Origin of the sequence: Octadecabacter algicola, from assembly GCF_021532625.1 — a bacterium.
Taxonomy (GTDB): domain Bacteria; phylum Pseudomonadota; class Alphaproteobacteria; order Rhodobacterales; family Rhodobacteraceae; genus Octadecabacter; species Octadecabacter algicola.
In genome coordinates, this window is sequence record NZ_JAKGAR010000001.1 from 1,054,550 (window position 1) to 1,081,031 (window position 26,482).

A 26,482-nucleotide genomic window follows, 5' to 3' on the forward strand; every position below is an offset into this window, starting at 1 on the left:
GTGGTCCAGCCCACCGATCCTAGTTTGAGGTCAGTGTTACACCTGTTGGCGTGCTGGTTTCAACGTCCGGTCGCATCCCAAGCAAAGGAGCAACGCGGCGGATCATCTCTGCTGCCACGGGAACGGCTGTCCAACCGGCTGTGCGTCGTTCTTCGCCCAAGGCGTCAACTGAGGGTTCATCGAGCGTAACGATCAACACATATTGCGGATCGGACGCAGGAAATACGCTGGCAAACGTCGCGATTGTGCGATCGTCATAATAGCCTCCAGAGGGGCGCGGTTTGTCGGCTGTGCCTGTTTTACCGCCAACCTCGTAGCCCGCTACATCACCAAAGGATGCCGTTCCGCGATCTACAACCGCACGCAACATATTACGTGCCGCCGCTGAAACGGATTCGCTTACGATCCGCTCACCGTGCTGGGGGCCGTCCTGACGGATCAGGGTTGGTTCTACACGATACCCGCCATTCAAAAGGCTGGAATACGCAGTAGCAAGATGCACCGGAGAGGAACTCAGCCCGTGCCCATAAGAGATTGTCATCGTTGAAATTTCTGACCAGTTCGGTGGAAGCAGTGGGCGGCCTGTCGGCGCCTCAACCATTTCAACGGGCGTTGCCTCAAGGAAACCGAGGGCTTCCAAGAAATCGCGCTGACGTTCAGCTCCGATCATCATCGCAATGCGGGCGGTCCCGATGTTAGAGGATTTCACGATGACATCCGTCGCAGTCAGTTCAGCGCCGTAATCATGGAAATCGCGAATTCGGAAACGGCCCCATTCAAGCGGCCCACGTGTGTTGATCATCGTATTGGCATTGATCAAACCAAGTTCCATACCCTGCGCCGTGGCGAAGATTTTGAAAACACTGCCCAGCTCGTAGACGCCTTGAACCGCACGGTTGAACAACGGGCTATCAGACTGATCCCCCGCCCCATCGGCAGCCGTCAGAACACGCGGGCGGTTATTGGGGTCAAAGTCTGGCAGCGACACCATCGAAACAATCTCGCCTGTGTGCACATCCATCAACACAGAAGACGCGCCTTTCGCAGACATCAGCATCATACCGCCCTGCAACACGCGTTCACTTGCGGCCTGTACTGTTAGATCAATAGACAATTCCAGCGGCGCGCCTTCATTGGCGGGGTCACGTAGGAAGTCATCGAAGTATTTTTCAACGCCTGCTACGCCAACAACTTCTGCGCTGTTTACGCCTTCGCGGCCATAAGTCGCGCCACCAAGGATGTGCGCGGCAACGGACCCATTCGGGTAAAGGCGCATTTCACGGGGCCCAAACAAAAGACCAGGATCGCCGATGTCGTGCACGGCTTGCATCTGTTCTGGGGAAATTTCACGTCTGATCCAAAGGAAACGGCGCTGGCCGGTGAAGTCCTCAAGAAGTTCTTCGGCATCCAGTTCAGGGAAAATCGCAGCCAGATCGGTCGCCGCCTTTTGCGGATCGATCATGTCAGGGATTTGCGCATAAAGGCTGTGCGTGTCGAGATTGGTCGCCAAAACACGACCATTTCTGTCAATAATATCAGCACGCTGGCCAACAATCGGTGAACCTGAGGCTTGCGCTGTTGGCTCTTCCGGGACGGAGCCCGCCAGTGTTCCCATACGCGCACCAATAACTACGAACGCACAGAAGAACGCGATCCCCATAACCAACAAACGCCCCTCAGCGCGAGTGCGGTCACGGTCGCGATCATCCTCGTGGCGTAGCCTGATATTTTCAGCCTCGATTGCATCAGGGTTTTGCCCCTGATCGCGGGCTTTCAAGATACGGGCAAGCGGACGAAGAGGTGTGCGGATCATTGCGAGGGTTCCACGGGTAATTGAGTATCAAGAAGCGGAGCGTTGTCAGACGACACAGTCACAGAATTGGCGATGTCAAAGACGATACCTGTTGGATAGGCGATCTGTTCGACCCGCCCAAACGCATCTGGCATCAGCGGCAAAAGACCAAGACGGTCAAAGTTCAGCTCGGCAAGGTCACGCAAACGGTCGGGGCGGTTCAGATAGGCCCACTCGGCCTCAAGAATATTCAGCCGCTCATGCGCCGCGCCAATCTGGCGGTGCAGACTACGTACGTCTTTCAATGAGGCCTGCGTTTCATAGTTTTCGTGATAGGCCCAATAGCCTAGCCCAATAACAATCATTGCCGACAAAATGTAAAAAATAGAACGCATTACCTATGGCCTTTCAGCTGCGGCATACCAAGTTTATTGCGATCGACCGGTCCCGCTGGGGCATCAGTGCGACGTGCAACACGTAACTTTGCAGAACGCGCGCGCGGGTTTTGCTCCAGTTCGGCCTCATCAGGGCCAACCGCTTTCTTTGTAAGAATTTCGAACGCTGGTTTTACGGCTTCGATTGCAGGCGCGTAACGGTTGGCGTTCCCAGTGCCGCCGCCACGCTGCTGCAAGAACCGTTTGACCATGCGGTCTTCGACGGAATGAAAGGTCACTACCGCAAGGTGCCCACCGGGCTTAAGCGCGCGTTCAGCGGCCTCAAGTCCTTCTGCAAGCTGACCATATTCGTCGTTCACTGCGATGCGGATCGCTTGGAAGCTTCGCGTGGCGGGATGGCTTTGCCCCGGTTTGGAACGCGGCAAACAGCCTTCAATCAGCTTCGCGAGGCGGAGCGTGGTGGTAATAGGCTCACGATCACGTTCTGAGACGATTTTACGGGCAATGCGCCGCGACGCACGTTCTTCCCCATACGTAAATAAAATGTCAGCAAGATCGGTTTCGGTTGCTTCATTGATAATGTCAGCTGCACTTTGTCCCTCCTGTCCCATCCGCATATCCAGCGGACCATCTCTCATGAATGAAAACCCACGCTCTGCTTGATCAAGCTGCATGGACGAAACCCCAAGGTCGAGAACGATCCCATCCAAATTGGATGCAATCACGTCAAGATTAGAAAATGTATCTTCAACAAGCTCAATTCGGGGGTCATCGACCGCCCATTGTGCGTTTTTAAAAACATCAGGATCGCGATCGACGCCGATAATCTTGGCGGCACCTGCGTCCAACAGCTGTTTGGAATAGCCACCAGCACCGAAAGTGCCATCAAGCCACGTGCCCCGAACAGGCGAACAGGCCGCAACAAGCGGCCCGATCAATACGGGAATGTGGGGGGGAGAGGCGGCAGCGTTCTCCATCTATTCGGACCCTGGTGGGTAAATCAGGGAAAGCGGATCGAAATCACCGTCGAACTCTTCTTCCATCGCTGCAGCCTCGGCCGCCTCGGCTTCGGCGTAGGTTTCGGCGTTCCAGATTTCAAAGAAGTCCCCCATGGCGACCATTGTGGCCTCACCTGTCAGGCCGATCTGCTGGCGAAGACGCTGGGGCAAAACAATGCGCCCATCTTTATCAACTTCGGTGTCCCATGATTTACCAAGGATCATACGGCTTGCGCGCTTGCGGGCTTCAGACCCACGCGGCAAGGCTTTGATGCCCTCTTCAATCTCTTCCATCGCTTCAATCGTATAAGCGTGAAGTGAATCTTTCAGGTGAGTGCCGTGCAACACAACCATACGCGGGAGAGGATTTTCAGGGCATCGCGGATCGCCGTCTGCAAGCACAGAACGAAAATCGGCAGGGATCGACATGCGTCCCTTTCCGTCAACCTTTTGGTTGAATTCGCCTCTGAAACTCAGACCCACTGTCCCGCGGCTCCCTCACTCGTCCCCCGATTTAAAAACTTGGTTTAGAACGGAAAACGGCGGATTGATCTGCTGCCACTGATCAATCCGCCGCCCTCGTCCCGCTTTGCGGGCTGTCCAGCTGCGCGCGCCACCTGGGGGGATGTCTGCTCGCTCGCGCGCCGGATCTCTTCGTTCAAGAATTTGGGTGCCTGTATGAAACCTGACCTAAGTTTTCTTAGTGTCGGTGGGGTCGTTTGGTGCCCCGTATTGTCTGCCCGTCTTCTTGTCATCATGTATGCACGGGAATTCATGGTCCGCCAAGTACTTTCTGGGACTTCATGGTACTAGATGGTGTTTTCAGGGCCCTTCAAACACAATATTTTGTGTCGAAATCGCCAAAATTATGCAAAATGCTGTGATAGAAACTCAAGCAGGCACAAGATGTAGCCCTACAAGCCGCGTTGAAAAAAGTTCCAGACTTTCCCAGAATTTTTGTCGATTTCCGTAAAAACCGCCATACTGGGGACAAGAATCTTGCTCTAAACACGAATCTACGGCGTAAATTCGTCCGATTTTGTGAATTTGATTCGGATTTAGCGAGTAAGTGCCATGGTTTCCCAAAAATGCGAAACCGCCCTCTCCGTCAGAGCGTCTTCCACATGACGTGCGCATCAACGAAGCCAAGCTTCGGATGATCAAAGACGGACGGCAACGTACCGACGATGTCGAAACCTAATTTTTGCCACAGCGCCACAGCGCCGACGTTGGACGCCAACACAAGATTAAACTGCATCGCGCGGTAGCCAAGATCTTTGGCCTGATCGAGGGAATGCGAACACATCGCCCGCGCGATCCCCCTGCCCTGAGCCGCCGCCACTGTAACATAGCCGCAATTGCAAACATGGCGCGCGCCGCCCGCATGGTTGGTCTTAATATAGTAGGTGCCCAAAACCGCACCGTCGTCCGCAACAAAGGTGGCGGTAGGTGCGTCCATCCAGATCGCCTTTGCGGCGTCCTCGGATATGTCGCGATCCACGGCATAGGTCTCGCCCGCTCGAAACACGGGTTCAAGAATTGCCCAGATAGCGCGCCAATCGGCGTCTGTGGCGCGGCGTATCAACTCATGCCACCATCTATCAGCCGTTTGGCAAGCACGGCATAGGCCTGCGCCATCTCATTGTCACCGGCTGCAATTGGTGTACCAGCATCGCCAGCCAACCGCGTATCCAGATCAATCGGCAGCGAACCAAGGAAAGGCACATCGATAGCGTCTGCTTCTTTGGCAACGCCACCATGGCCAAATAGATGTGCCTCGTGGCCGCAACTAGGACATATATATGTAGACATGTTTTCGATCAGCCCCAGCACAGGGGTTTTCAGTGTGTTGAACATGTCCAGCGCTTTACGGGCATCAAGCAATGCCACATCCTGCGGTGTCGAAACAACGATAGCCCCCGTCAGTGCCGTTTTCTGACAGAGAGTCAGTTGCACATCACCCGTGCCGGGCGGCAGATCAACCAGCAAAACATCCAATTCGCCCCACTCCACTTGCGTCAGCATCTGCTGCAACGCGCCCATCAACATTGGACCACGCCAAACGACCGCCTTTGCCGGATCGACCATAAGTCCAATCGACATCATCGTGACGCCGTGCGCGTGCAGGGGGGTAATGGTTTTACCGTCAGGCGATGCAGGGCGCTTATTGACCCCCATCATGCGCGGCTGACTTGGACCGTAGATGTCGGCATCCAACAAACCAACCTTGCGCCCTTGCTTGGCCAACGCCACTGCGAGGTTACTGGACACGGTTGATTTACCCACGCCACCCTTGCCGGACCCAATCGCAATAATGCGTTTCACACCTGGCACACCCTCTGGCCCCGCTTGCGGGGTCGGGTGACGTCCGATGGTCAGGTTCGGCGGCGTCTTATCAGCAGGTGGTGGCGGCTGATTTGACGTCCCTGCGGCGGTGGGCGCCGTCAACACGACAGATGCAGACGACACACCATCCATTTTGGAGACGATCATTTCTGCGGCTTGGCGGATAGGTTCCATACGGCCAGCAGTTGCGGCGTCTGGCGCTTCAATCACGAAACGAACCGCATCGCCCTGCACCTGCAAAGCTCGAATCATATCGCGAGACACCAAATCACCGCCATCAGGCAATCCAATTGTCTTAAGGGCCGCGAGAATAGTTTCATTATTTTGCGTCATGGATTCACCTGCCTGAGTTCACTGGATACTTAAACTGCCTGACGTCAGGACAACAACGGTGAACTTTTGTGCAATTTCAGGGGTGACCCTACGTCCGATCACCTTGATGGCGCTAAATGTAACACTTTCAAGGCACTAACCATGCAGTTTCTGCATAGCGGCATTGATCATCCGAGGGATTGTGCAAGTGCAGCAATTGCCTATTTTCAATCAGGAAGGCGCAATACGGCGCTACAGCAGAAGGCCCCGAGATTGGGTCTAACTTAGAAAAGAGACTTAAGATGGCACACGCTACTGACACAAATTTTTCCGCTGGCAACGCACAAGCAGTTTCCAACGCCCGCACATTCGCTTCTGGCTTGGTCCAGTCCATCCGCACAAAGATGGAACAGCGCCGCGTCTACAACACAACACTAAACGAGCTCCTGTCTCTGACAACTCGTGAGTTGAACGACCTCGGCCTGCACAAAAGCCAACTGAACACAGTCGCTCGTGAGGCTGCTTACGGCAAAGCATAACGAATACCGGAATCGATGCGGCTTTACCTCCCTTTAGACGCATCGTGATCGCACCTAGCTCCGCTTCTCCTCCCTAGGGGTCGGGTGCACAGATCAAGACGCGGCGGTGTCTTCCTCCTCCCTGACACCGCCGTGCTTGATCTCAAGAATACAAGGATCGGGGCTTTTCTTCCTCCCAGAAGCCGCCCTGAGATCGCGCCCTACCCGTCCTCCCACGGGGATCGGCGCATAGATCAAGACGCGGCGATGTCTTCCTCCTCCCTGACATCGCCGCACTTGATCAACCCAGAATGGGCCGCCTGTCCTCCCACAGGCTGACCCAACACAAAGGCGATGAAATCCTCCTCCCAGGGTTTCGTCGCTTTTTTGTTTTCGGCTCCCAACTTTTGGAAATTTTAAGCGCGGGTGTCTTTGGGCGACCCCATCACCATATGGCTTGTGATAGATCGGACATGGGGAACTGTGCCCAATTTGTCTGTATGGAACGTCTTATAAGATGGCAGATCCGCCACCTCGACTCGTAGCAAATATTCAAAGGCACCGGCGATGTTGTGGCACTCCGTCACCTCATCGAAACGCTCCATAGCAATTTCAAATCCCTCTTGTGCTGACTTGGAGTGCTCTGCAAGGCCCACAGCCACATACACGACGTAGGCCTTACCGGTTTGCACGGGGTCCATTTGTGCGCGATAGCCGGTAATCACGCCACGGCGTTCGAGATCATGGACACGTCGTAGGCAGGCCGATGGCGACAACCCCACCTTATCAGCTAAGGCCAAATTACTTATTCGGCCATCATCACGCAGCGCGCGCAATATCTGAGCATTTTTCGAGTCAATATCCGTCATATGTTGTTAAATTACAGATCAATGGCACAACTAAGCAATTACATTGTGCCATTTTTCGCATAAATTCACACCATGTCGTTTGAAACATTTCTCGCCCTCATTAGCTTTGCATTCGTCGGAACCGTTACACCGGGGCCTAACAATGCCATGTTGATGGCATCTGGCGCCAATTTTGGCGTCTGGCGGTCCCTACCCCATATGGCGGGAATTTCTGTTGGCTTTCCGCTGATGATTGCCCTCGTCGGCCTTGGTCTGATGCAGGTGTTTGACGCCTTTCCAATAGTGGACACCGTGCTACGGGTCGTCTCAGTGGCCTATCTTTTGTGGCTGGCATGGAAGATTGCCACAGCCGCTCCGAAAATCGGGGATGCCCCCGACACGGGCGGCACGCCTCTGACGTTTTTACAAGCGGCGTCGTTTCAATGGGTAAACCCCAAGGCATGGTCGATGGCCGTCTATGCAATCACGCGGTTTGCGACGGATGCGGATGGCGCGCGATCGCTGGGGGCGGTTGCGGTTGTTGCAGGCGCGTTCTTTGCGGTCAGCCTGCCATCGGTGTCGGCGTGGACAAAACTGGGACAACAGATGCAGCGGTTCCTGACATCCCCGCGCCGATTGCGGGCGTTCAACATTACTATGGCCGTACTGTTGGTGCTGACACTGGTGCCGCTATTCTTTCCAGAGCTGTTCGCAAAGCTGCAATAGGTCGCCCTAGTGCAGTTCGATTGATCCTGCAGCAAGCGGAACGAACCGCATGGGCCAAACGCCAGAGTCTTCGCCGTATTGAAAATTGCTGATCATATCGCCAAATGAACCGTCCTGTGTGATCCAGCCATAACAGTAGGACATCGCCCTCCTGTCAGCGTAAGCCGCGCGTAGTTGGATGGTGTCAGCCGCGGACATCTGTGTGGCATTGGACAAATCAAATTGCAAGGTGCGGTCTGACACCGCCAAGGTCCATGCATCAATCACACCTTCAGCCGTGTCGGGGACACAAATTTGGTTTTCGCGCCAGGTTGCGCGTTCCTGCACAATCGTAAACGATCCGCCGTTGTCGACCATGTAAACGATATCGACAGTTTCCTTGCCAATGTTGCGATAGAATTCAGCGGCGTAGCAATCACCCTCTTCGGTGGCATAGCAGGTCGCATTCTTCGCCATCATTGTGATCATTTCGGCGCGATCTAGGGCGCGACTCTCAGCTTGCGCAGCTCCGGCCCAGACGAGGACAATCAGGACGCTAGAACGGAACATTGTTCGCATCGCTCGCACCAACAACGAATTTCGCTACGACCTTTTTCTCTCCGGCTTTGTCGAATTCAATGACAAGCTTGTCGCCCTCGATTTCCATCACTTCTCCGTAGCCGAATTTTTGATGGAATACCCGATCACCTGTGGTGAACGAACTGGTTGCCGTCATGTCGATGACGACGCTGCGGCTCTCTTTGGGTTGGCTGACAGGGCGCTGTTGGCTGCGTTGCTGCAAGCGGCGCCAACCTGGGGAATTGTAAACATCCGCGCTCGCAACTCGATCATGTAAGTTGGAATGCATACCGTCGCTAGCTGGGTTCGCTTGTGCGGACATACCGCCCATTCCTGCTGCGCCATAACCACCGCCATATAGGCCCGGCGGCGTGAGAACTTCGACGTGTTCCTCAGGCAGCTCGTCAATGAAACGGCTTGGCATCTGGCTTTGCCATTGACCGTAAACACGGCGATTGGCCGCAAACGAAATTGTGCACAATTCCTCGGCCCGCGTGATGCCCACATAGGCCAAACGCCGTTCTTCCTCGAGGCCCTTTAGCCCGCTTTCATCCATTGACCGCTGCGACGGAAACAGCCCGTCTTCCCATCCGGGGAGGAACACAGCGGGGTATTCGAGCCCCTTGGCAGCGTGCAGGGTCATGATGGTGACTTTGTCGTCTTCTTCTTCCTGTGCGTTGTCCATGATCAACGACACATGTTCGAGGAACCCCTGTAGGTTTTCGAAATTTTCCAACGCTTTGACGAGTTCTTTGAGGTTTTCCAACCGGCCCGGACCTTCGGGCGTCTTATCGTTTTGCCAAAAGCCCGTGTAGCCCGATTCATCTAGGATCACTTCAGCCATCTCAACGTGCGTATCCGCCTCATCGTGCAATTGACGATGCCAGCGGTCCAACCCCTGCACCAGTTCGCGCAGGGCATTGCCGCCCTTCCCCTTGATCAAGGCCCCTTCGACACAAAGCCGCGCGCCTTCGACCAAGTTCACACCGTTTGCACGTGCGGTTGTCTGGATCGTCTGTACAGCTTTGTCACCTAGCCCGCGTTTGGGGGTGTTAACGATCCGTTCAAACGCAAGGTCGTCGTCTTGGGACACCGCCAGCCGGAAATAGGCCATGGCATCACGGATCTCCATGCGTTCGTAAAAACGCGGACCACCGATGACGCGGTAAGGCAAACCGATCGTCAGGAATCGATCCTCAAACGCGCGCATCTGGTGGGAGGCGCGCACAAGGATTGCCATACCATTTAGCGGCAATGGTGGATTGCCACGTGTGCCGCGTTGCATGGATTCGATTTCTTCACCGATCCATCGGGCCTCTTCTTCGCCGTCCCAATGGCCAATCAGGCGCACTTGGTCGCCGTCTTCGTCATCGGTGAACAGGGTCTTGCCAAGGCGGCCTTTGTTGGCGGCAATCACACCAGCCGCAGCCCCAAGGATGTGACCCGTAGAGCGGTAGTTCTGTTCCAGACGTACCACATGGGCGCCGGGGAAATCTTTTTCAAAGCGTAGGATGTTGCCGACCTCGGCCCCGCGCCAGCCGTAGATGGATTGGTCATCATCCCCGACACAACAAATGTTTTTGTGGCTTTGCGCCAGCAGGCGCAGCCATAGGTACTGAGCGACGTTGGTATCCTGATATTCGTCCACAAGGATATATTTGAACCAGCGTTGATACTGCTGCAGCACGTCTGGGTGGGTCTGGAAGATCGTCACCATATGCAAAAGCAGGTCACCGAAATCGCAGGCGTTCAATTCTTTCAGGCGGAGTTGGTAGGCGGCATAAAGTTCAATCCCCTTGCCGTCGTAAGCGCTGCTTTCGGCGACGGGCACTTGGCTTGGCGTCCATGCTTTGTTTTTCCAACCGTCAATAATTCCAGCCAACATGCGTGCAGGCCAGCGCTTGTCGTCAATCTCTGCTGCGCGGACCAGTTGCTTCAACAGGCGCAACTGATCATCGGTATCCAGAATCGTGAAACCTGATTTCAAGCCTACAAGTTCCGCATGACGGCGCAATTGTTTCACACAAATTGCATGGAAGGTGCCCAACCATGGCACGCCTTCAACGGCTTGGCCCATCAAAGCACCCACACGGTTCTTCATCTCGCGCGCGGCTTTGTTAGTAAACGTCACCGCTAGGATTTCATTGGGCCGTGCCCTGCCCGTCACCAAAAGATGCGCAATGCGGCAGGTCAGCGCTTTGGTTTTACCGGTTCCAGCACCCGCGAGCATCAAGACGGGTCCATCCAGCGTTTCGACGGCTTCGCGTTGGGCTGGGTTCAGCTCATCCAGATAGGGAGCCGCGCGTGCGCCCATCGCCCGTTGTGATAAGGATTGCCCGCCGGATTGTTGCGGGGCTGCGGCGGCCTCAAAGGCGTCTTCGTCGGAATAACTGCTCATACCCGGCAATCTAGCGTTAATGCCTTGGCAAGAAAAGCCCATGTTCGCGCTATGTTCGCAAACACAACTATCGGTTTGAATTTTTCCTCGTATCAAAGCAAAAGCTCGTTAGCGCTAAATACCCAGTATCAACCAGTTTACACTTCTGGGAATATCGATTTTATTGCTGCACGTGCAAAATAGAGGACCCAAGAATGGCCGACTTTAAGAAAATCCTGATCGCAAACCGGGGTGAAATCGCCATCCGCATCATGCGGGCCGCTAACGAGATGGGTAAAAAGACGGTCGCCGTCTTTGCCGAAGAAGACAAACTAGGCCTGCACCGTTTCAAAGCAGACGAAGCCTACCGTATCGGCGAGGGCTTGGGTCCGGTCGCTGCCTACCTCAGCATTGAAGAAATCATTCGCGTCGCGCTTGAGTGTGGCGCAGATGCGATCCACCCGGGCTATGGTCTGCTGTCAGAGAACCCTGATTTTGTGGATGCATGTGAAGCCAACAACATCAAGTTCATCGGCCCAAAGGCCGAAACCATGCGCATGTTGGGTGACAAAGCCAGCGCGCGTAATGTTGCAGTAGACGCAGGCGTCCCTGTTATTCCGGCAACTGACGTTCTTGGCGATGATATGGCCGAGATCAAAAAGCAGGCCGCTGAAGTCGGCTACCCGCTGATGCTTAAGGCGTCATGGGGCGGCGGCGGTCGCGGTATGCGCGCCATCAATTCTGAGGACGAGCTGGAAGAAAAGGTTCTTGAAGGGCGCCGCGAGGCCGAAGCCGCATTCGGCAATGGCGCAGGTTTCCTTGAAAAGATGATCGTGCGGGCCCGTCACGTAGAAGTACAGATCCTTGGCGACAGCCACGGCGCGATCTACCACCTGTGGGAACGCGACTGTTCTGTTCAGCGTCGCAACCAAAAGGTTATCGAACGCGCCCCTGCCCCGTACCTGTCTGGCACCCAGCGTGAACAGCTATGTAACTTGGGTAAGAAAATCTGCGAACACGTGAACTACGAATGCGCCGGTACAGTCGAATTCCTGATGGATATGGACAGCGGTGAGTTTTACTTCATTGAGGTTAACCCACGCGTTCAGGTGGAACACACCGTCACCGAAGAAGTCACCGGCATTGATATTGTACAGGCGCAGATCAAGATTGCCGAAGGCAAATCCTTGGTCGAAGCCACAGGCTGTGCATCCCAGTATGACGTCAAACTGGATGGTCATGCGTTGCAGACCCGTGTCACCACGGAAGACCCAACCAACAATTTCATTCCAGACTATGGCCGCATCGGAACATACCGTACGGCAACCGGCATGGGCATTCGTTTGGATGGCGGCACGGCCTATAGCGGCGCAGTTATCACCCGTTACTACGACAGCTTGTTGACCAAAGTGACCGCATGGGCGCCTACGCCCGAAGCTGCGATCGCCCGAATGGATCGCGCCTTGCGTGAATTCCGCATCCGCGGCGTCAGCACAAACATTGCTTTCGTTGAGAACCTCCTGAAACACCCGACGTTCTTGAACTACGAATACCACACCAAGTTCATCGACGAGACACCGGAGCTCTTCAATTTCAAGGCGCGACGTGACCGTGCGACTAAGATCCTAACCTACATCGCGGATATTACGGTCAACGGGCACCCTGAAACGCAAGGCCGCGCCAAACCGGGTGCGGATGCTTTGCCACCCAAGGCGCCAGAACCGCGCTCCAAAGACAATACACCAGGCACACGTCAGATCCTTGACCAGTTCGGGCCCGAGGCCGTGGCGGACTGGATGCGTGATCAGAAACAACTGTTGATCACCGATACAACTATGCGCGACGGTCACCAGTCCTTGCTCGCGACCCGTATGCGGTCCGTGGATATGATCCGCGTTGCGCCGACTTATGCAGCAAACATGTCTGGCTTGTTCTCCATGGAATGCTGGGGCGGTGCGACGTTTGATGTGGCCTACCGGTTCTTGCAGGAATGCCCATGGCAGCGCCTACGCGACATCCGTGAAAAGATGCCAAACATCATGACGCAGATGCTTTTGCGTGCGTCCAACGGGGTTGGCTATACCAACTATCCTGACAACGTCGTTCAAGAATTCGTGCGCCAAGCCGCCACGTCCGGCGTTGACGTGTTCCGCGTCTTCGACAGCCTCAACTGGGTTGAGAACATGCGCGTCGCGATGGATGCCGTTATCAAGGCCGAAAAGGTCTGCGAGGGCACGATCTGTTATACAGGCGATATGATGGACCCTGACCAGTCCAAATATGACCTGAAATACTATGTCGCGATGGCTAAAGAGATGGAAAAAGCCGGCGCGCACGTGCTGGGCCTCAAGGACATGGCAGGCTTGATGAAGGCCAACACGGCAACAGCCTTGATCAAAGCGCTGAAAGAAGAAGTCGGGTTGCCGATACACTTCCACACGCACGACACATCTGGTGCTGCAATCGCCACGGTTCTCGCGGCATCGGCTGCGGGTGTTGACTGTATCGATGCGGCCATGGACAGCTTCTCTGGCAACACATCCCAGCCGACGCTGGGATCTATCGTTGAGGGGCTAAAAGGCACCGAACGCGATACGGGCTTGGATATTTCTGCAATCCGCGAGATCTCGAACTACTGGGAAACGGTTCGCGCCCACTATGCACCGTTCGAGTCCGGCCTGCAGGCCCCTGCTTCGGAAGTGTATCTCCACGAAATGCCCGGCGGTCAGTTCACCAACCTTAAAGCACAAGCGCGTTCTTTGGGTCTTGAAGAACGCTGGCACGAAGTTGCCCAGACCTATGCAGATGTGAACCAAATGTTTGGCGATATCGTAAAGGTCACGCCGTCTTCCAAAGTGGTTGGCGACATGGCGTTGATGATGGTCAGCCAAAACCTGACACGCGAACAGGTCGAAGACCCAGAGACAGATGTGTCCTTCCCTGACTCCGTGATCGACATGATGCGCGGCAACTTGGGCCAGCCTCCGGGCGGGTTCCCAGACACTATCATCAAAAAGGTCCTAAAGGACGAAAAGCCGAACCTCGAACGTCCGGGCAAGTCGTTGAAACCTGTTGATCTGGAAGCTGTTCGTAAAGAACTGTCAGAAAAACTGGACGGCGCCACGATCGATAACGAAGACCTCAACGGCTACCTGATGTACCCAAAGGTCTACACCGATTATGCCGAACGCCACGAGACCTACGGCCCAGTGCGTACCTTGCCGACGAAGACGTTCTTCTATGGTATGGAACCTTCTGAAGAAATTTCAGCCGAGATCGACCCCGGCAAGACATTGGAAATCCGCCTACAGGCCGTGTCCGAGACCACCGAAGAAGGTGAAGTAAAAGTCTTCTTCGAACTCAACGGTCAACCGCGCACGATCCGTGTGCCAAACCGTGCGGTCACGTCTTCAACCCAACAGCGCCCTAAGGCGGAAGCTGGCAACGAAAACCATATTGGCGCGCCAATGCCGGGTGTTGTGGCAACGGTAGCCGCGACTGTCGGCAAAGAGGTCAAAGAAGGCGATCTGTTGCTGACCATCGAAGCGATGAAGATGGAAACGGGTATCCACGCCGAACGCGACGCAGTGATCAAAGCTGTGCATGTTCAGGCAGGTGGGCAGATTGATGCCAAAGACCTGCTCGTTGAATTGGAGTGAATATGCGCGTGACCAGGGCGGCGGTTTTGATCGCCTTGGTTTGCGCAACTGCATCTGGGGCGCAGGCGGCGTGTTCACCTGCCATAACGGCTGATGATCGCGCCACCCAATCTCGCGCACAGACCACCGTGCCGCTGATGTTGCGCAACGCCTTTGATGCGGATGGGAAAGAAACCGTCGGCCTTGCGCTGATCGTGGAATTGCCCCGCACTATTGCGCCTGATTGCGCCCCGTCGCGCGAAACCGTCTTTAACGTACAAAAAGACAGCGACCTTGTGTTGCGCGGAACCGTCCTAACCAATTTTTTGTCCGAAAACACCGCGCTGTTCATGCAAGAGATAACGTTTTCGCCGGATGCAATCCTTGATTGGTCTTTCAACGATTTTTCGAGCTTCCCCGTCGTTCAATACCGCCTTTATTCCCAGCGTCCTGTGACCGAGGACGGACGGATGTTGTATAACCTGACTGAACAGGCTGTTCCCGACAACTGGAACTAGCCAATATTGGGCTTGCTGCTCGGCGGCGAAACATGTGTGATGTCTGTACCCAACCCAAAGGCCAATCCTATGACACTTCCTAAAACAATGTCCGGCGTTGCCACACTTGGCCACGGTGGCCCTGAAATGCTGCAATGGCGGGATGACCTTCCGGTCCCCGTTGCGGGTTCCAATGAGGTTGTGATCAAGGTCGCAGCGGCCGCTGTAAATAACACCGATATCAACACGCGGATTGGCTGGTATTCCAAAACGGTTACAGGCGCGACCGATGCGGTTAGTGATATGGACGCCGACGATGGGGGGTGGGCCGGAACACCGTTGAATTTCCCGTTGATCCAAGGGGCCGATTGCTGCGGCTATATCGTCGCCGTCGGGTCCGATGTGGACCCTGCCCGCATCGGTGATCGTGTGATCGTGCGGGCAATGCAATCCACTGGATCAGGCAATCAGCCGTTCGTTACGGATACCTTTGGATCTGAACACAATGGCGGTTTTGCCCAATACACCAAGACCTATGACGCCGAAGCCTTTCGCGTTGATGACAGCCTGAGCGATCTTGAATGGGCAACGATCCCCTGCGCGTTTTCCACGGCAGAAGGTATGTTGCAGCGCGCATCGGTCGGGGCGGAAACCGTGCTGATAACGGGTGCGTCCGGCGGTGTTGGGGCCGCGGCGGTTCAGCTTGCCGCCTTGCGAGGGGCTGACGTCACGGCCATGACACAAGACATCAAAGCCGACGCCGTTCGCGCTCTCGGTGCAAAGCACACAGTTGAGCGTGACCCAGTGCTGCCCAAGCACCACTTTGACGTCGTTATCGACCTTGTCGGTGGCCCCTCTTGGCCTGCTCTTTTGGAGTGCCTGAAGCGTGGCGGGCGCTATGTAACGTCCGGCGCGATTGCGGGACCTATGGTCGAACTCGACCTGCGCACGCTTTACCTGAACGATCTGACGTTGTTTGGCAGCACTTACCAACCCGCGTCAGTGTTTTCCGATTTGATCGGCTATGTGCAAGCTGGAAAGCTGCGCCCTGCAATTGCGGCTACTTATGATTTGCAGGACATCCACGCCGCACAAGACGCATTCGCGGCCAAAGCCCACGTCGGGAAAATCGCCTTAAGGGTCCCACAATGAGCAAACGACTGTCGACACTATCAATCCTCGTACCCGATTATGAAGCAGGGATAGCATTCTTTGTCGGCCAATTAGGGTTTGATCTTTTAGAAGACTCCGATCATGGCGGCGGCAAGCGCTGGGTCAAAGTGGCGCCGCAAGGTGCAGAAACCGCGTTCCTGATCGCAAAGGCTTCGACGCCAGAACAGGTCGCGGCCATTGGCAACCAAGGCGGCGGACGTGTTTGGTTGATACTCGAGACGGATGATTTCGGGCGCGACCACGCCGCGTTCACAACCAACGGCATCGTATTCGAAGAACAGCCACGCCATGAACCCTATGGCACCGTAGCGGTTTTCAACGATCCTTTCGGCAACCGGTGGGATTTAATCGAGTTCTCGTAGACGCCTATTGCAAAAAGATACGCTGCTTAAGCATACTTCAATTCCAGATTGAAAGGTTATCATATGCTGCGCTTCCTAATCGCCGGTCTTTTATTGGCAGCACCGAATGTCGCGCTCACCCAAGAAGGCGACCCGATCACGAATTTTGCGACCGACGATACCGCAATGAGTGAAGCACAAGAGGTCGCCCGTGAGTCCCTGCCCCTTTTTCTGGTGAATGGAACGGACTCAGATGGTTACGGCCTCGAGGGGTCTGCGGTGAAGGTCGCCTTTGACTTAGGAGGCAATGATGCAGAGGTGATTTGGGTCGCACCGTTTTTGTGGGATGGCGATCAGCTCATGATGGGGCTTTTGGCCAACCAGCCAAACTTCTTAGGCAACCTCAACGCGGGAGATCGAGTGGACTTTGACATCTCGATGGTGCGCGACTGGTCGCTCCCAGCGCCGAACGGGCAGATCTACGGCAATTTTACGACGCGTGTAATGTTGCCACATCTTGATGCTGCAACAGCTGCCGAATTGAATGCAGCGCTGACAAAAAATCCCGTCCCCACGGATTGGTAGCGATCGACCGTCGCCGAAAAGGGGGCCAAGAATCTGACTTGCCGCCATCTTCGGTGTGGAATTTTTTAACTTCCGTGGCGGCAGGTGAAAACAACAAGTCACATTCCGCCGACCGCCCCCAAAAAGGTGGAGCTAATCCGCCTATTCTTGTTCGTCCAAAGTGCACATTTTTTGACCAGATGCCTGGCAAAAACCCGCCTACACGCGAGGTTCCCTAACGGCGATGTATCCACATAACCCAATGTAAATAATTCATTTTAATACAATCTCGCCCAAAAATTTGAACAGCCAAACAGCCCCCTTCAGACATCCATCACGCTCTCGAAAAATCACAACGCGTTCACAAAAATGGGAATGTTATGGAACGGTTTCTTTTCCCCCTCGTTTCTCTCTCAGGTGGCTCATAGGTCTCCTACTCAGCGCACCTCTCCCGTGCGCAACAAAGCATTGAAGGAACGAAAACAATGAAAAATACGACCCTCTTCTTCGCGGGCACAGCACTGTCCATTCTTGCGACTGGCGCGACAGCCCAAACATTCGGCGACAGCGCCGTTGATACACGCAACGAACAGCTGGCCGAGAACATCGCAGATGACTTTGACCGCGATGTCAGCACGTTCGGCAACACAGGCCGCGCATTGGGCTTTGAAGGCTCCATGTCCTTGCAAGGGTCTGCTACGTCCGGCAACACAGACAGCTCCTCCATCGGCATCGGCGCTGACTTCGGCTATTACGATGGCACAAACGGCTACACCGCTCAGCTGAGCTACCTATTCTCCGAAAATGAAGGCACAACAGACGAAGACAGCCTGCTGTACGATCTGGAATACACACGTGACCTCGGCACGTCCTACTACGGCTTTGCAACATTGCAAGGTAGCGTCGAAAGCATTCCTTTCGACACATCCGACAACTTCCTCGGCTTCGGTGTCGGTTACCGCATCTACGACACAGATCAGACATACTGGGCCGTTCAAGGTGGTGTTGGTTACCGCGTTGCTGACCTGACTTCTGCTGATGATCTGGACGAAGGCGCGATCACAATCGGGTCCGCGTATTCCAATCAGCTGAACGAAACGCTGGCATTGACGATGGATACAGACATCATCTCATCTGACAGCGACACTGTGGTCTACAACGACTTGGGCTTGAACGTCGCGATGACTGAAGTTCTCGCGCTGCGTACATCCTTGGTAACAGAATATCACACAGAGCCAGACGCTGGCCTTGCTAGCACTGACAACACATACGGCGTTTCCCTCGTTTACAACTTCTAAACTAGGCAACACGTGTTTGCAGGAAGAGGCGGTTGCATCAAGCAGCCGCCTCTTTCATGTTTGGGGCACCCCTATTGATCGGAGATCTCCATGATTACTGGCTTATATGCCGCACTCGTCGCCATCGTTTTCATCGCTCTTAGTGCTCGGGTTATCTTGTTCCGTCGCGCTCATCAGATTGGCCTTGGGGACCATGGGAACAAAAGCCTGATGAAACGCATGCGTGCGCAGGCCAATTGTGCGGAATATGCGCCCTTTGGGTTACTTCTGATGGCACTGGTCGAACTTCAAAACGGCTATGCGCTCCTTTTGCACCTTATCGGCGTGACACTTTTGGCGGGCCGGATGGTACATGGGTACGGTTTTTCGACCTCCCCGCCCATCATGGTGATGCGTCAAACAGGAATGATGCTGACGCTGACGTCTTATCTCCTGAGTATTTTGGCTCTGATCTTTCTTGTTTTCTGAGGTTTTTCCAAGCTTTTACAAAAAGGTTCAAGAATTGCGTTTTTTCCTCTTGCGGGGTCCCGCATGACTTTGTAAATGCTGCCTCACGAAACGGTGCGGGCGTAGCTCAGGGGTAGAGCATAACCTTGCCAAGGTTAGGGTCGGGCGTTCGAATCGCCTCGCCCGCTCCATTTCGATCCAGTTTACCCAGCTGGAAGTGCAAAGGCCGCCCTCGGGTGGCCTTTTTGCTTTGGTGCCTCTGAACCCTTCAGATTTTGATTATTCAGGGATGATCGGCAATTGCGGTGCGCTGTCTTTTGGCAAAGCACCCACGAGCCTTGGGTCATCCGCAATTTCGATTTCGCGCTTAAAGGCTTTGAAACCGCTTCGGACGTAGAACGGCAGTGCTTGCGGGCTGTCCAACGTACAAGTGTGAACGTGCAGCCGCGTGATCGGCGCGGCCCATGCCTTGCTCAGGGCCTGCTCCATCAACCAGCGCCCTGCCCCCGTTCCGACCATGTCCGCTGTTAGTCCGAAATAACCGATCTCGCATTCACCAGTGATCCGAAAGTCCAACTCAAGCATCCCAACATCGCGGCCATCAACATTCGCAGAATAGATTTGGTTTGCCGGATCATTCAGAATCGCTACCAATTCATCGTCACTCATCCCAAGCCGCGAAAACCACAGCCAGTCCTGTCCGCCGACACGTGTGTACAGATCGCGATACCAATCAAGGTCAGGTGTGTCGTGGGCGATCAATGTCGCGCCCCCGAAGTGGGTCGGCCGTTCGGCGGGCTTTTCAAACATCTGTAAATGCGTAACCACTGCGGCGACTTTGCCTTGCGGCACATCTAAAAATTCAGATTTCATTGCGGTGCGTCCTTATTCTGCTCAAACCATTACCCGCCAATAACCAAACTCCTGCCCCATTCCCGTCACACCGAAACGATTTGTTCAGTGACAGGAAACAATGAACCGAGCAGGACACGACATGCCTATTGCGACGTTGCACGTATCAGACGCCAAACCAGACGCGACATTCAACCCCGATCAAGGGCCTGACATCCAAGAGGTGCGCAAAAAGCTGGATGAGTATCGCCAACGCCCAAGAATTGGGTTCGAAGCGATCCGTGACAACACGGATGTCTGTGCCGACCCACAGATCGCGGCCGTCTTTGTGGAATGCTGCATCGCTGCTGAACGCCCTGATGTTGCAGAAATTGCTTTACCGCTGGCTGACGACCCGCAAGGATGCTTGGCGGCCACGTTGCACATGCTGAATGACAAACCGGCACAGGCCTTGGCCGCGCTCAAGGGGCGCCCTCTAGATGCCCGTCATCGTTCGCGCATGTATGGGCTAAGGATTCGTGCACATAGCGCAACAGACAACCATATGGGGGCTGTTCAGGCCGCTCATGAATGGTCCAAGGACGCACCGAATTCACCTGCGCCGATGCGGGTTATGGCCAAAACGCTGGCCCAAGCCGGAGATGCACGTGCCGAAGCGTGGTTCAAACGCGCGATCAAGGTATCAGGAGGGCGTCCTGCGCTTATTATGGACCTCGCCGAGTTCTTGATGGAGCACGGCAAGACAGAAGCAGCCAAAGATCACCTCAGCACAATCACGAATGCGACCAAACAAGAAAACCGCCGTAAAACCCGCCTGTTGCAAGCCATCTGATGGCGGTTGCCCGACGGGTCAAACGCGGCCTATAAGGGCGCAAACCTAAGGGACTGAAATTATGCGCAAGGCAACAATCAGCCGGAAGACCGCCGAAACAGATATTTCTGTGGAACTAAACCTCGATGGAACTGGGGTCTATGACAACCAAACGGGCGTTGGTTTCTTTGATCACATGCTGGATCAGCTGTCCCGTCACAGCCTAATTGACATGACAGTGCGCGCCACGGGCGATTTGCACATCGATGACCACCACACGGTCGAGGATGTGGGCATTGCGATTGGCCAAGCTTTGGTCGAAGCTTTGGGTGATAAGCGTGGCATCAACCGGTATGGTGATTGCCACCTGGCAATGGACGACGCACAGATCCGCTGCGCGCTTGATCTCTCCGCACGCCCCTATTTGATCTGTAACTTGGATATTCCTACCGCCAAGATCGGCACGTTTGACACCGAGTTGGTACGCGAGTTCTTTCAAGCGCTCGCCACACACGGCGGCATCACGTTACACATCGACCGTTTGCACGGCTTTAACAGCCACCACATCGTAGAAGCTGCGTTTAAATCCGTGGCGCGTGCGTTGCGGGTTGCGGTAGAATTCGATCCGCGTAAATCGGATGCGATCCCGTCTACTAAAGGCGCGCTGTAACCCCATGACAACGGTTCTGATCGACTACGACAGCGGCAATCTTCATTCCGCCCAAAAAGCGTTTGAACGCATGGCGCAGGAAACCGACGCGGGCGACGTGGTTGTCACCGGCGACCCTGATGTGGTGCGTCGCGCGTCCCGTATCGTCTTACCCGGTGATGGCGCGTTCCCCCATTGTCAGGACGAATTGCACGGGATTTCGGGTCTGGCCGAAGCCATCGTAGAAGCGGTCGAGCGCCGCGCCGTGCCTTTCCTTGGCATTTGTGTTGGCATGCAGATGATGGCCAAACGCGGTTTTGAGTATGAAGAAACACCCGGGTTTGGTTGGATTGACGCCGAGATCCGAAAGATCACACCAAGTGATCCAACCTTCCCCGTGCCACACATGGGTTGGAATGATCTTGTAATCGACATACCGCACCCGGTTTTGGACGGAATTGCGACGGGCGATCACGCCTATTTCGTTCACTCATGGGCTATGCAAATGGGCGACCCAACGCAACGTTTGGCCCATTGTGATTACGCTGGCGACATCACTGCGATCGTTGGTCATGACAACATCATCGGGATGCAATTCCACCCTGAAAAAAGCCAAGACGCTGGCTTGCGGATGATTGCAAACTTCCTGAAATGGGCACCATAGAAAAGCCGCGCTCGGATCGCTCCAAACGCGGCTTTCGTAATTATTATCAAATCACTGCAGATTGACCTTAATGTGATGCCTTAGTTGCGTGTCCACGTGCCGCCATCTCGACAGATACCCAGAACACAACCAGATACGGACAAGGTGTTACCGTTCAACTGCAAGCGCGAGTTGTAGGTCTTGTCACGATCAGGCGACCAAACCTGACCACGGTATTCGCCACCGCCGCTTGGTGTCGTATCAAAGATGATCTGACGGCCAATATTTGCGGATTGCATTGCGGCACCGTTGCCGTCGAATGCCTGTGTCAGCGTGCCGCAAAGCGCCGCGCCACACGGTGCCACGTTTACGATGCCAGAGTTGCCATTGTCGTCCGCAGGTGTGCGCCAGTTGCCTTCCAGCGGATCAGCAAACGCTGCGCCAGCGAAACCCAGCGTCGCCGCTAATGTAAGTGCGATAGTCTTCATATTGATATCTCCTCCCTGAGATTGGACGCAGTTTGCAGGGCTTGGGCGATTCAGATCAAGGATAACGTAGGGTCGCAACAGGTCTGTGCTTAAGCGCACCGTGCGTTGCATCCCCTGCTCACCCGTGCATAAAGCGGCCAAACACGTGAAAGGCACTGCTATGATCCTCTACCCTGCTATCGACCTCAAAGACGGACAAGCCGTGCGACTGGTGCATGGGGACATGGACCAAACCACAGTGTTCAACGACGACCCTGCTGCGCAGGCGCTTGAGTTCGTTGAGGCCGGTTGTGAATGGCTACATTTGGTTGACTTGAACGGTGCCTTTGCAGGCGAACCTGTAAACGCCGCACCGGTTGAAGCCATCTTGAAGGCCTGTAAGGTGCCCGCACAACTTGGTGGCGGCATTCGTGACATGAAGACCATCGAGCGCTGGATTGATCGCGGTCTACAGCGCGTGATCCTTGGCACTGTGGCAGTGGAAAATCCTGACCTCGTGCGCGAAGCCGCTAAAGAATTCCCCGGTCACGTGGCTGTTGGCCTTGATGCGCGCAACGGGTTTGTCGCGACCAAAGGCTGGGCCGAAGAGACTGATGTGCAGGTCACGGACCTTGCCAAGTCGTTCGAAGACGCGGGCATTTCGGCGATCATCTACACTGATATCTTGCGTGATGGCGCCATGAAGGGCCCCAATATCGCCGCCACCGAAGCCTTGGCCCGCGCCGTCGATATTCCAGTCATTGCGTCTGGTGGCGTGTCGTCCATGGCTGATCTTGAGGCGCTCAAAGCGACTGGCGTGATTTCGGGTGCGATTTCTGGTCGTGCCTTGTATGATGGTGCCATTGATCTAAAGCAGGCGCTCAAAACCCTCGCTTAGCAACGCTTAATATCGCATTCCTGACATATAATCTTCCAAATTCACCTTAAATTGGTCGATCCGCTTCCATAATATCCGACTAAGAAACATTAGGATATTCTGGTAACGGTGTCAGCATGGCAATAGGTGAAGCAGGTTCGATCACGACGAATTCTCCAACGGAGAATGCGCCGATTATGGTCACCTTTGATCAGGCGCTGACTGATCCCGTCATCGTCATGACCGGCACCAACAATGGCGGTAACGCCTATACGTTTCGAATTACAGACATCCAAACAGACGCGAACGGAGACGCCACAGGTTTCACATTCATCGTAGAAGAGTGGGAATATCTCGACGGGCCACATACTGCGGTAGAGACGTTTAACTTCCTCGCTATCGAAGAAGGGGTTCATACCCTGCCAGATGGTCGGGTCATCGAAGCCGGCATAACCTCAGCTACCTCAGGAAATTCGACTGTCGATCTACAGGGTACGTACACAGATGCACCTGTCGTGATGACATCAGTGATGTCCGAGAACGACACCACGACAGTGGACAGTGACGCGTGGAACATCACGAACAGCGATTTCACTGTTTCCTTGCAAGAGGAAGAAGCCGAAGCAGATGACCACGGCGCAGAAACCGTCGGTTACATCGCCGTAGAGGGTGGCATCGGTGCCATCGTCCAAAGTGGGGTCGATGAAAGCACCGACACCGTCGGGCTGGGCGGCACTTTCAGTACCCCGATTTCTGTTGCCGACACCCAAACCATGAATGGCGGTGACCCTGGCGCCATCATGATTGACGGTGGAGACGGGTCAACAAATATTGGTCTCTTTTTTCAGGAAGAACAGTCCGCCAATACAGAAGTGAACCACATCAATGAGGACGTGGGCGTCATTACGTTTGATGACGGTGTGATCCTTTGTTTCGCTGAAAACACGCTGATTGATACGCCATTTGGCCAGCGATCAATCACTGATCTTGAACAGGGTGACCTGATCTTGACCGCAGATGCTGGCCCGCAACCCATCCAGATTATTGCCGACACAATGTTGCACAACCCCGCAATCGATCATCGCCCGATTACAATTCGCGCCGGATCCATTTCGGATGGGGTGCCTGCTGTAGACCTTACGGTTTCTCCACAACACCGCATTCTGGTGAACTCTTGGAAAGCGCAAATGCTGTTTGGCGAAGAAGAAGTTCTTGTCCCAGCCAAAGCATTGGTCAACGACAGCACCATCCTGCGTGCCAATACCGCGCAAGACGTGCGCTATATTCATCTGGGGCTGAAGGCGCACCATTTGATTACCTCCAACGGCCTTGTCACAGAAACGCTGCACGCAGGCGACGTCAGTAAATCAGGCATAAGCGCACAGGCCCGCCGCGAGATATTCGACGTCTTTCCAGACCTAAAAACGGCACCACAGGCTTGGGGACCGCCAGCACGACCGTCCTTGTCGGTCAAGGAAGGCCGCCTTTTGGTGGCTTAGCCGCCTGTGGCCTGATTGGTCAAACCATTCAACGCTCCATTGATCCGTTCAATAAATGGGGCGTCTGGGGCCACATCCAAACCTTCAAACAATGAGCCTGCATCCTCAAATCGGATCGTGGTTACACCACTATTGTCGTAGATCAGCACATGTAGCGGCAGGACCAGTCCCGCGCGTAAATCTTGCTGCATGACGGGGGTGCCAATCATAGGATTGCCGAAAATCAACAACTGCGCATCGGGCAGTTCCTGCTCAATAGACACTGCGCCTTGTGCGTGATCGACGCGTGCAAAAACAGTTGCGCCTGCATTCGTCACAGCATTTTCCAAGGCGTCCATCGCGTCTTCCACGTTCAAAGTACTCGTCTTTTCTACGGTTTCCGCCATCAAAGGCTGAACTGCCAATCCAAGAACTGCGGCGGTCGTAAGAACATAATTTTTCATGTGTGATCTCCTTCTGGAGACAGACTAGAAGCAAGCCATGTGCGGCAACACTCACGGTTGCGTGAGAGCACGAAAGCCGCGGCGTTTTGGACGATTGCCCACCGCTCTGAACGCGGCAACACTCCAGTTGAGTTACCTTCTAGGACAAAGCTGATGACCAACCGTGTTCACAAAATTGACCTTCCCACCGAAAGTGCGCTTCACGCCCGTTGCAGAACTGGGGACTTTCTCGATTGCTACTCCGTGGCATCAAACATACCGCCCCGTCAGGCGTCTGATATTATTACAGACTTTCCAAGCTGGGCGCGGTTCCTATTGGTAATCCGAGGCATCGTGACAGCCCCATTTGGGCTCGACAATGACGGCCCAGAGGCCGACGACAAAGCAGGCATTTTTCCGATAGAAAGCGAAACGGCTCAGGAGGTTATCGCGGGCTTCAACGACAAACACCTGAACTTTCGTGTCTCTGTTTTGTCCAAGGACGGCCGTGTGAGCCTTGCAACTTGGGTGTCACCACACAATTGGGGCGGGAAGCTCTATCTTACGGCGATTCTGCCGTTTCATATCTTGATTGCACGAAATGCCCTGCGCCGCGTATCCCGCGCGGGGTAAGCCCCCTTTTCCTTTCACACCAAAGGCCTTACACCAGCGCCATGTTAAAAACCCGCATTATCCCCTGTCTGGACGTCGCAAATGGCCGCGTGGTCAAAGGCGTGAATTTCGTTGATATCGTGGACGCTGGCGACCCCGTTGAAAGCGCGATTGCTTATAACGAGGCCGGTGCAGACGAACTGTGTTTCCTCGACATCATGGCGACCGAAGAAAACCGTGGCACCATGTACGATTTGGCGACACGCACGGCTGAAGCCTGCTTTATGCCGCTGACAATCGGTGGCGGCGTGCGCACCCATGAAGACGTGCGCAAACTGTTGTTGGCGGGGGCGGATAAGGTTTCGTTTAACTCGGCGGCTGTGGCCAATCCTGATGTGCTGACCGAGGCTGCGTTGCGGTTCGGGTCCCAGTGCATCGTTTGCGCTATAGATGCCAAAACCGTGGCCCCAGGAAAATGGGAAATCTTTACCCACGGTGGCCGCCGTGCCACGGGCATTGATGCCGTAGAATTCGCCCTAACCGCCGAAGCCAAAGGCGCCGGGGAAATCCTGCTAACGGCGATGGACAACGACGGTACGAAGTCGGGTTTTAATCTGGAACTGACAAAAGCTGTCACCGATGCAGTCAACATTCCCGTCATCGCGTCGGGTGGTGTCGGCACGCTTGACCACCTTGTCGAAGGTGTCACCATAGGCGGCGCATCCGCTGTTTTGGCCGCCTCGATTTTCCACTTCGGCACCTACACGATCCCACAAGCCAAGGCGCATATGGCTGCCGCTGGCGTTCCGGTAAGGCCCTGAT

General features: G+C 54.8%; 28 protein-coding genes and 1 tRNA gene. 17 read left to right on the forward strand and 12 right to left on the reverse strand.

The genetic code is table 11. From position 1 onward, the window contains the following. Positions 1-19: 19 nt before the first annotated feature. The 6 genes from L0666_RS05130 to L0666_RS05155 all read right to left on the reverse strand — a co-directional run bounded on the left by L0666_RS05130 (position 20) and on the right by L0666_RS05155 (position 5,864). Complete coding sequence (locus tag L0666_RS05130; protein ID WP_235259241.1) at positions 20-1,813, reverse strand: peptidoglycan D,D-transpeptidase FtsI family protein; 1,794 nt, start codon at positions 1,811-1,813, stop codon at positions 20-22. Further along, the gene (gene ftsL / locus L0666_RS05135; protein WP_216036497.1) at positions 1,810-2,187 is read right to left on the reverse strand and encodes a cell division protein FtsL; all 378 of its coding nucleotides are present in this window, start codon (positions 2,185-2,187) and stop codon (positions 1,810-1,812) included. Before ftsL ends, L0666_RS05130 begins: the two co-directional genes overlap by 4 nt. After that, complete coding sequence (rsmH, locus tag L0666_RS05140) at positions 2,187-3,164, reverse strand: 16S rRNA (cytosine(1402)-N(4))-methyltransferase RsmH (protein ID WP_235259242.1); 978 nt, start codon at positions 3,162-3,164, stop codon at positions 2,187-2,189. Before rsmH ends, ftsL begins: the two co-directional genes overlap by 1 nt. Then, positions 3,165-3,614: a division/cell wall cluster transcriptional repressor MraZ gene (locus tag L0666_RS05145; protein ID WP_336246269.1), complete on the reverse strand. Its 450-nt coding sequence runs from the start codon at positions 3,612-3,614 to the stop codon at positions 3,165-3,167. 679 nt (positions 3,615-4,293) lie between these two features. Continuing rightward, positions 4,294-4,770, reverse strand: a complete 477-nt coding sequence (locus L0666_RS05150; protein WP_235259244.1) for a GNAT family N-acetyltransferase — start codon at positions 4,768-4,770, stop codon at positions 4,294-4,296. Next, positions 4,767-5,864: an Mrp/NBP35 family ATP-binding protein gene (locus tag L0666_RS05155; RefSeq protein ID WP_235259245.1), complete on the reverse strand. Its 1,098-nt coding sequence runs from the start codon at positions 5,862-5,864 to the stop codon at positions 4,767-4,769. Before L0666_RS05155 ends, L0666_RS05150 begins: the two co-directional genes overlap by 4 nt. 281 nt (positions 5,865-6,145) lie before the next feature. Between L0666_RS05155 and L0666_RS05160 the strand changes: the two genes are divergently transcribed. Continuing rightward, positions 6,146-6,382: a DUF1127 domain-containing protein gene (locus L0666_RS05160; protein ID WP_235259246.1), complete on the forward strand. Its 237-nt coding sequence runs from the start codon at positions 6,146-6,148 to the stop codon at positions 6,380-6,382. Positions 6,383-6,777: 395 nt separating this feature from the next. Here L0666_RS05160 and L0666_RS05165 read toward each other — a convergent pair whose 3' ends face one another. After that, positions 6,778-7,230 (reverse strand): Lrp/AsnC family transcriptional regulator, encoded by a 453-nt coding sequence (locus L0666_RS05165; protein ID WP_235259247.1) that lies wholly within the window; start codon positions 7,228-7,230, stop codon positions 6,778-6,780. A 72-nt stretch (positions 7,231-7,302) separates the two neighbouring features. Between L0666_RS05165 and L0666_RS05170 the strand changes: the two genes are divergently transcribed. Continuing rightward, on the forward strand, positions 7,303-7,935 hold the full coding sequence (locus tag L0666_RS05170) for a LysE family translocator (protein ID WP_235259248.1): 633 nt from the start codon (positions 7,303-7,305) through the stop codon (positions 7,933-7,935). A 6-nt stretch (positions 7,936-7,941) separates the two neighbouring features. Here L0666_RS05170 and L0666_RS05175 read toward each other — a convergent pair whose 3' ends face one another. After that, positions 7,942-8,484, reverse strand: a complete 543-nt coding sequence (locus L0666_RS05175) for a hypothetical protein (RefSeq protein ID WP_235259249.1) — start codon at positions 8,482-8,484, stop codon at positions 7,942-7,944. Then, positions 8,471-10,891 (reverse strand): ATP-dependent helicase, encoded by a 2,421-nt coding sequence (locus L0666_RS05180; protein ID WP_235259250.1) that lies wholly within the window; start codon positions 10,889-10,891, stop codon positions 8,471-8,473. Before L0666_RS05180 ends, L0666_RS05175 begins: the two co-directional genes overlap by 14 nt. A gap of 194 nt (positions 10,892-11,085) precedes the next feature. On the opposite strand from L0666_RS05180, the gene pyc reads away from it, so the two are divergent. The 8 genes from pyc (at position 11,086) to L0666_RS05220 (ending at position 19,019) form a co-directional block, all read left to right on the forward strand. Next, positions 11,086-14,529: a pyruvate carboxylase gene (pyc, locus tag L0666_RS05185; protein WP_235259251.1), complete on the forward strand. Its 3,444-nt coding sequence runs from the start codon at positions 11,086-11,088 to the stop codon at positions 14,527-14,529. A gap of 2 nt (positions 14,530-14,531) precedes the next feature. Beyond that, positions 14,532-15,026 carry a hypothetical protein gene (locus L0666_RS05190; protein ID WP_235259252.1) on the forward strand — a complete coding sequence of 165 codons (495 nt, stop codon included), beginning with the start codon at positions 14,532-14,534 and terminating at the stop codon, positions 15,024-15,026. Positions 15,027-15,095: 69 nt separating this feature from the next. Further along, on the forward strand, positions 15,096-16,157 hold the full coding sequence (locus tag L0666_RS05195) for a zinc-binding dehydrogenase (RefSeq protein WP_235259253.1): 1,062 nt from the start codon (positions 15,096-15,098) through the stop codon (positions 16,155-16,157). After that, positions 16,154-16,540, forward strand: coding sequence for a VOC family protein (locus L0666_RS05200; RefSeq protein ID WP_235259254.1), 387 nt, complete (start codon positions 16,154-16,156; stop codon positions 16,538-16,540). The genes L0666_RS05195 and L0666_RS05200 overlap by 4 nt, the downstream gene beginning before the upstream one ends. Before the next feature lie 63 nt (positions 16,541-16,603). Continuing rightward, the gene (locus L0666_RS05205; RefSeq protein ID WP_235259255.1) at positions 16,604-17,104 is read left to right on the forward strand and encodes a DUF2314 domain-containing protein; all 501 of its coding nucleotides are present in this window, start codon (positions 16,604-16,606) and stop codon (positions 17,102-17,104) included. A gap of 464 nt (positions 17,105-17,568) precedes the next feature. Further along, a complete protein-coding gene (locus tag L0666_RS05210) occupies positions 17,569-18,381 on the forward strand; it encodes a DUF481 domain-containing protein (protein WP_235259256.1) in 813 nt (270 codons plus the stop codon). A gap of 90 nt (positions 18,382-18,471) precedes the next feature. After that, positions 18,472-18,849: an MAPEG family protein gene (locus tag L0666_RS05215; RefSeq protein ID WP_235259257.1), complete on the forward strand. Its 378-nt coding sequence runs from the start codon at positions 18,472-18,474 to the stop codon at positions 18,847-18,849. A 95-nt stretch (positions 18,850-18,944) separates the two neighbouring features. Then, a tRNA-Gly gene (locus L0666_RS05220) sits at positions 18,945-19,019 on the forward strand. A gap of 88 nt (positions 19,020-19,107) precedes the next feature. Here the strand turns inward: L0666_RS05220 and L0666_RS05225 are convergent. Continuing rightward, positions 19,108-19,701, reverse strand: coding sequence for a GNAT family N-acetyltransferase (locus L0666_RS05225; protein ID WP_235259258.1), 594 nt, complete (start codon positions 19,699-19,701; stop codon positions 19,108-19,110). Positions 19,702-19,822: 121 nt separating this feature from the next. Between L0666_RS05225 and L0666_RS05230 the strand changes: the two genes are divergently transcribed. The 3 genes from L0666_RS05230 to hisH all read left to right on the forward strand — a co-directional run bounded on the left by L0666_RS05230 (position 19,823) and on the right by hisH (position 21,804). After that, the gene (locus L0666_RS05230) at positions 19,823-20,512 is read left to right on the forward strand and encodes a tetratricopeptide repeat protein (protein ID WP_235259259.1); all 690 of its coding nucleotides are present in this window, start codon (positions 19,823-19,825) and stop codon (positions 20,510-20,512) included. Positions 20,513-20,573: 61 nt separating this feature from the next. Then, positions 20,574-21,161, forward strand: a complete 588-nt coding sequence (gene hisB / locus L0666_RS05235; RefSeq protein WP_235259260.1) for an imidazoleglycerol-phosphate dehydratase HisB — start codon at positions 20,574-20,576, stop codon at positions 21,159-21,161. 4 nt (positions 21,162-21,165) lie between these two features. Further along, a complete protein-coding gene (gene hisH, locus L0666_RS05240; protein WP_235259261.1) occupies positions 21,166-21,804 on the forward strand; it encodes an imidazole glycerol phosphate synthase subunit HisH in 639 nt (212 codons plus the stop codon). A gap of 80 nt (positions 21,805-21,884) precedes the next feature. Here hisH and L0666_RS05245 read toward each other — a convergent pair whose 3' ends face one another. After that, entirely contained in the window at positions 21,885-22,271 is a 387-nt protein-coding gene (locus tag L0666_RS05245) for a DUF2147 domain-containing protein (protein ID WP_235259262.1), read from the reverse strand. 160 nt (positions 22,272-22,431) lie between these two features. On the opposite strand from L0666_RS05245, the gene hisA reads away from it, so the two are divergent. Both hisA and L0666_RS05255 read left to right on the forward strand, forming a co-directional pair. Then, the gene (hisA, locus tag L0666_RS05250; protein WP_235259263.1) at positions 22,432-23,148 is read left to right on the forward strand and encodes a 1-(5-phosphoribosyl)-5-[(5-phosphoribosylamino)methylideneamino]imidazole-4-carboxamide isomerase; all 717 of its coding nucleotides are present in this window, start codon (positions 22,432-22,434) and stop codon (positions 23,146-23,148) included. Between the two features lie 116 nt (positions 23,149-23,264). Continuing rightward, the gene (locus L0666_RS05255) at positions 23,265-24,626 is read left to right on the forward strand and encodes a Hint domain-containing protein (RefSeq protein WP_235259264.1); all 1,362 of its coding nucleotides are present in this window, start codon (positions 23,265-23,267) and stop codon (positions 24,624-24,626) included. On the opposite strand, the gene L0666_RS05260 is transcribed toward L0666_RS05255, so the two are convergent. Beyond that, positions 24,623-25,069, reverse strand: a complete 447-nt coding sequence (locus L0666_RS05260) for a DUF302 domain-containing protein (RefSeq protein ID WP_235259265.1) — start codon at positions 25,067-25,069, stop codon at positions 24,623-24,625. The two genes, L0666_RS05255 and L0666_RS05260, sit on opposite strands and share 4 nt — an antisense overlap. A gap of 153 nt (positions 25,070-25,222) precedes the next feature. On the opposite strand from L0666_RS05260, the gene L0666_RS05265 reads away from it, so the two are divergent. Then, positions 25,223-25,681: a DUF2867 domain-containing protein gene (locus L0666_RS05265; protein WP_235259266.1), complete on the forward strand. Its 459-nt coding sequence runs from the start codon at positions 25,223-25,225 to the stop codon at positions 25,679-25,681. Between the two features lie 41 nt (positions 25,682-25,722). Further along, positions 25,723-26,481: an imidazole glycerol phosphate synthase subunit HisF gene (hisF, locus tag L0666_RS05270; RefSeq protein ID WP_235259267.1), complete on the forward strand. Its 759-nt coding sequence runs from the start codon at positions 25,723-25,725 to the stop codon at positions 26,479-26,481. Position 26,482: the final 1 nt, after the last annotated feature.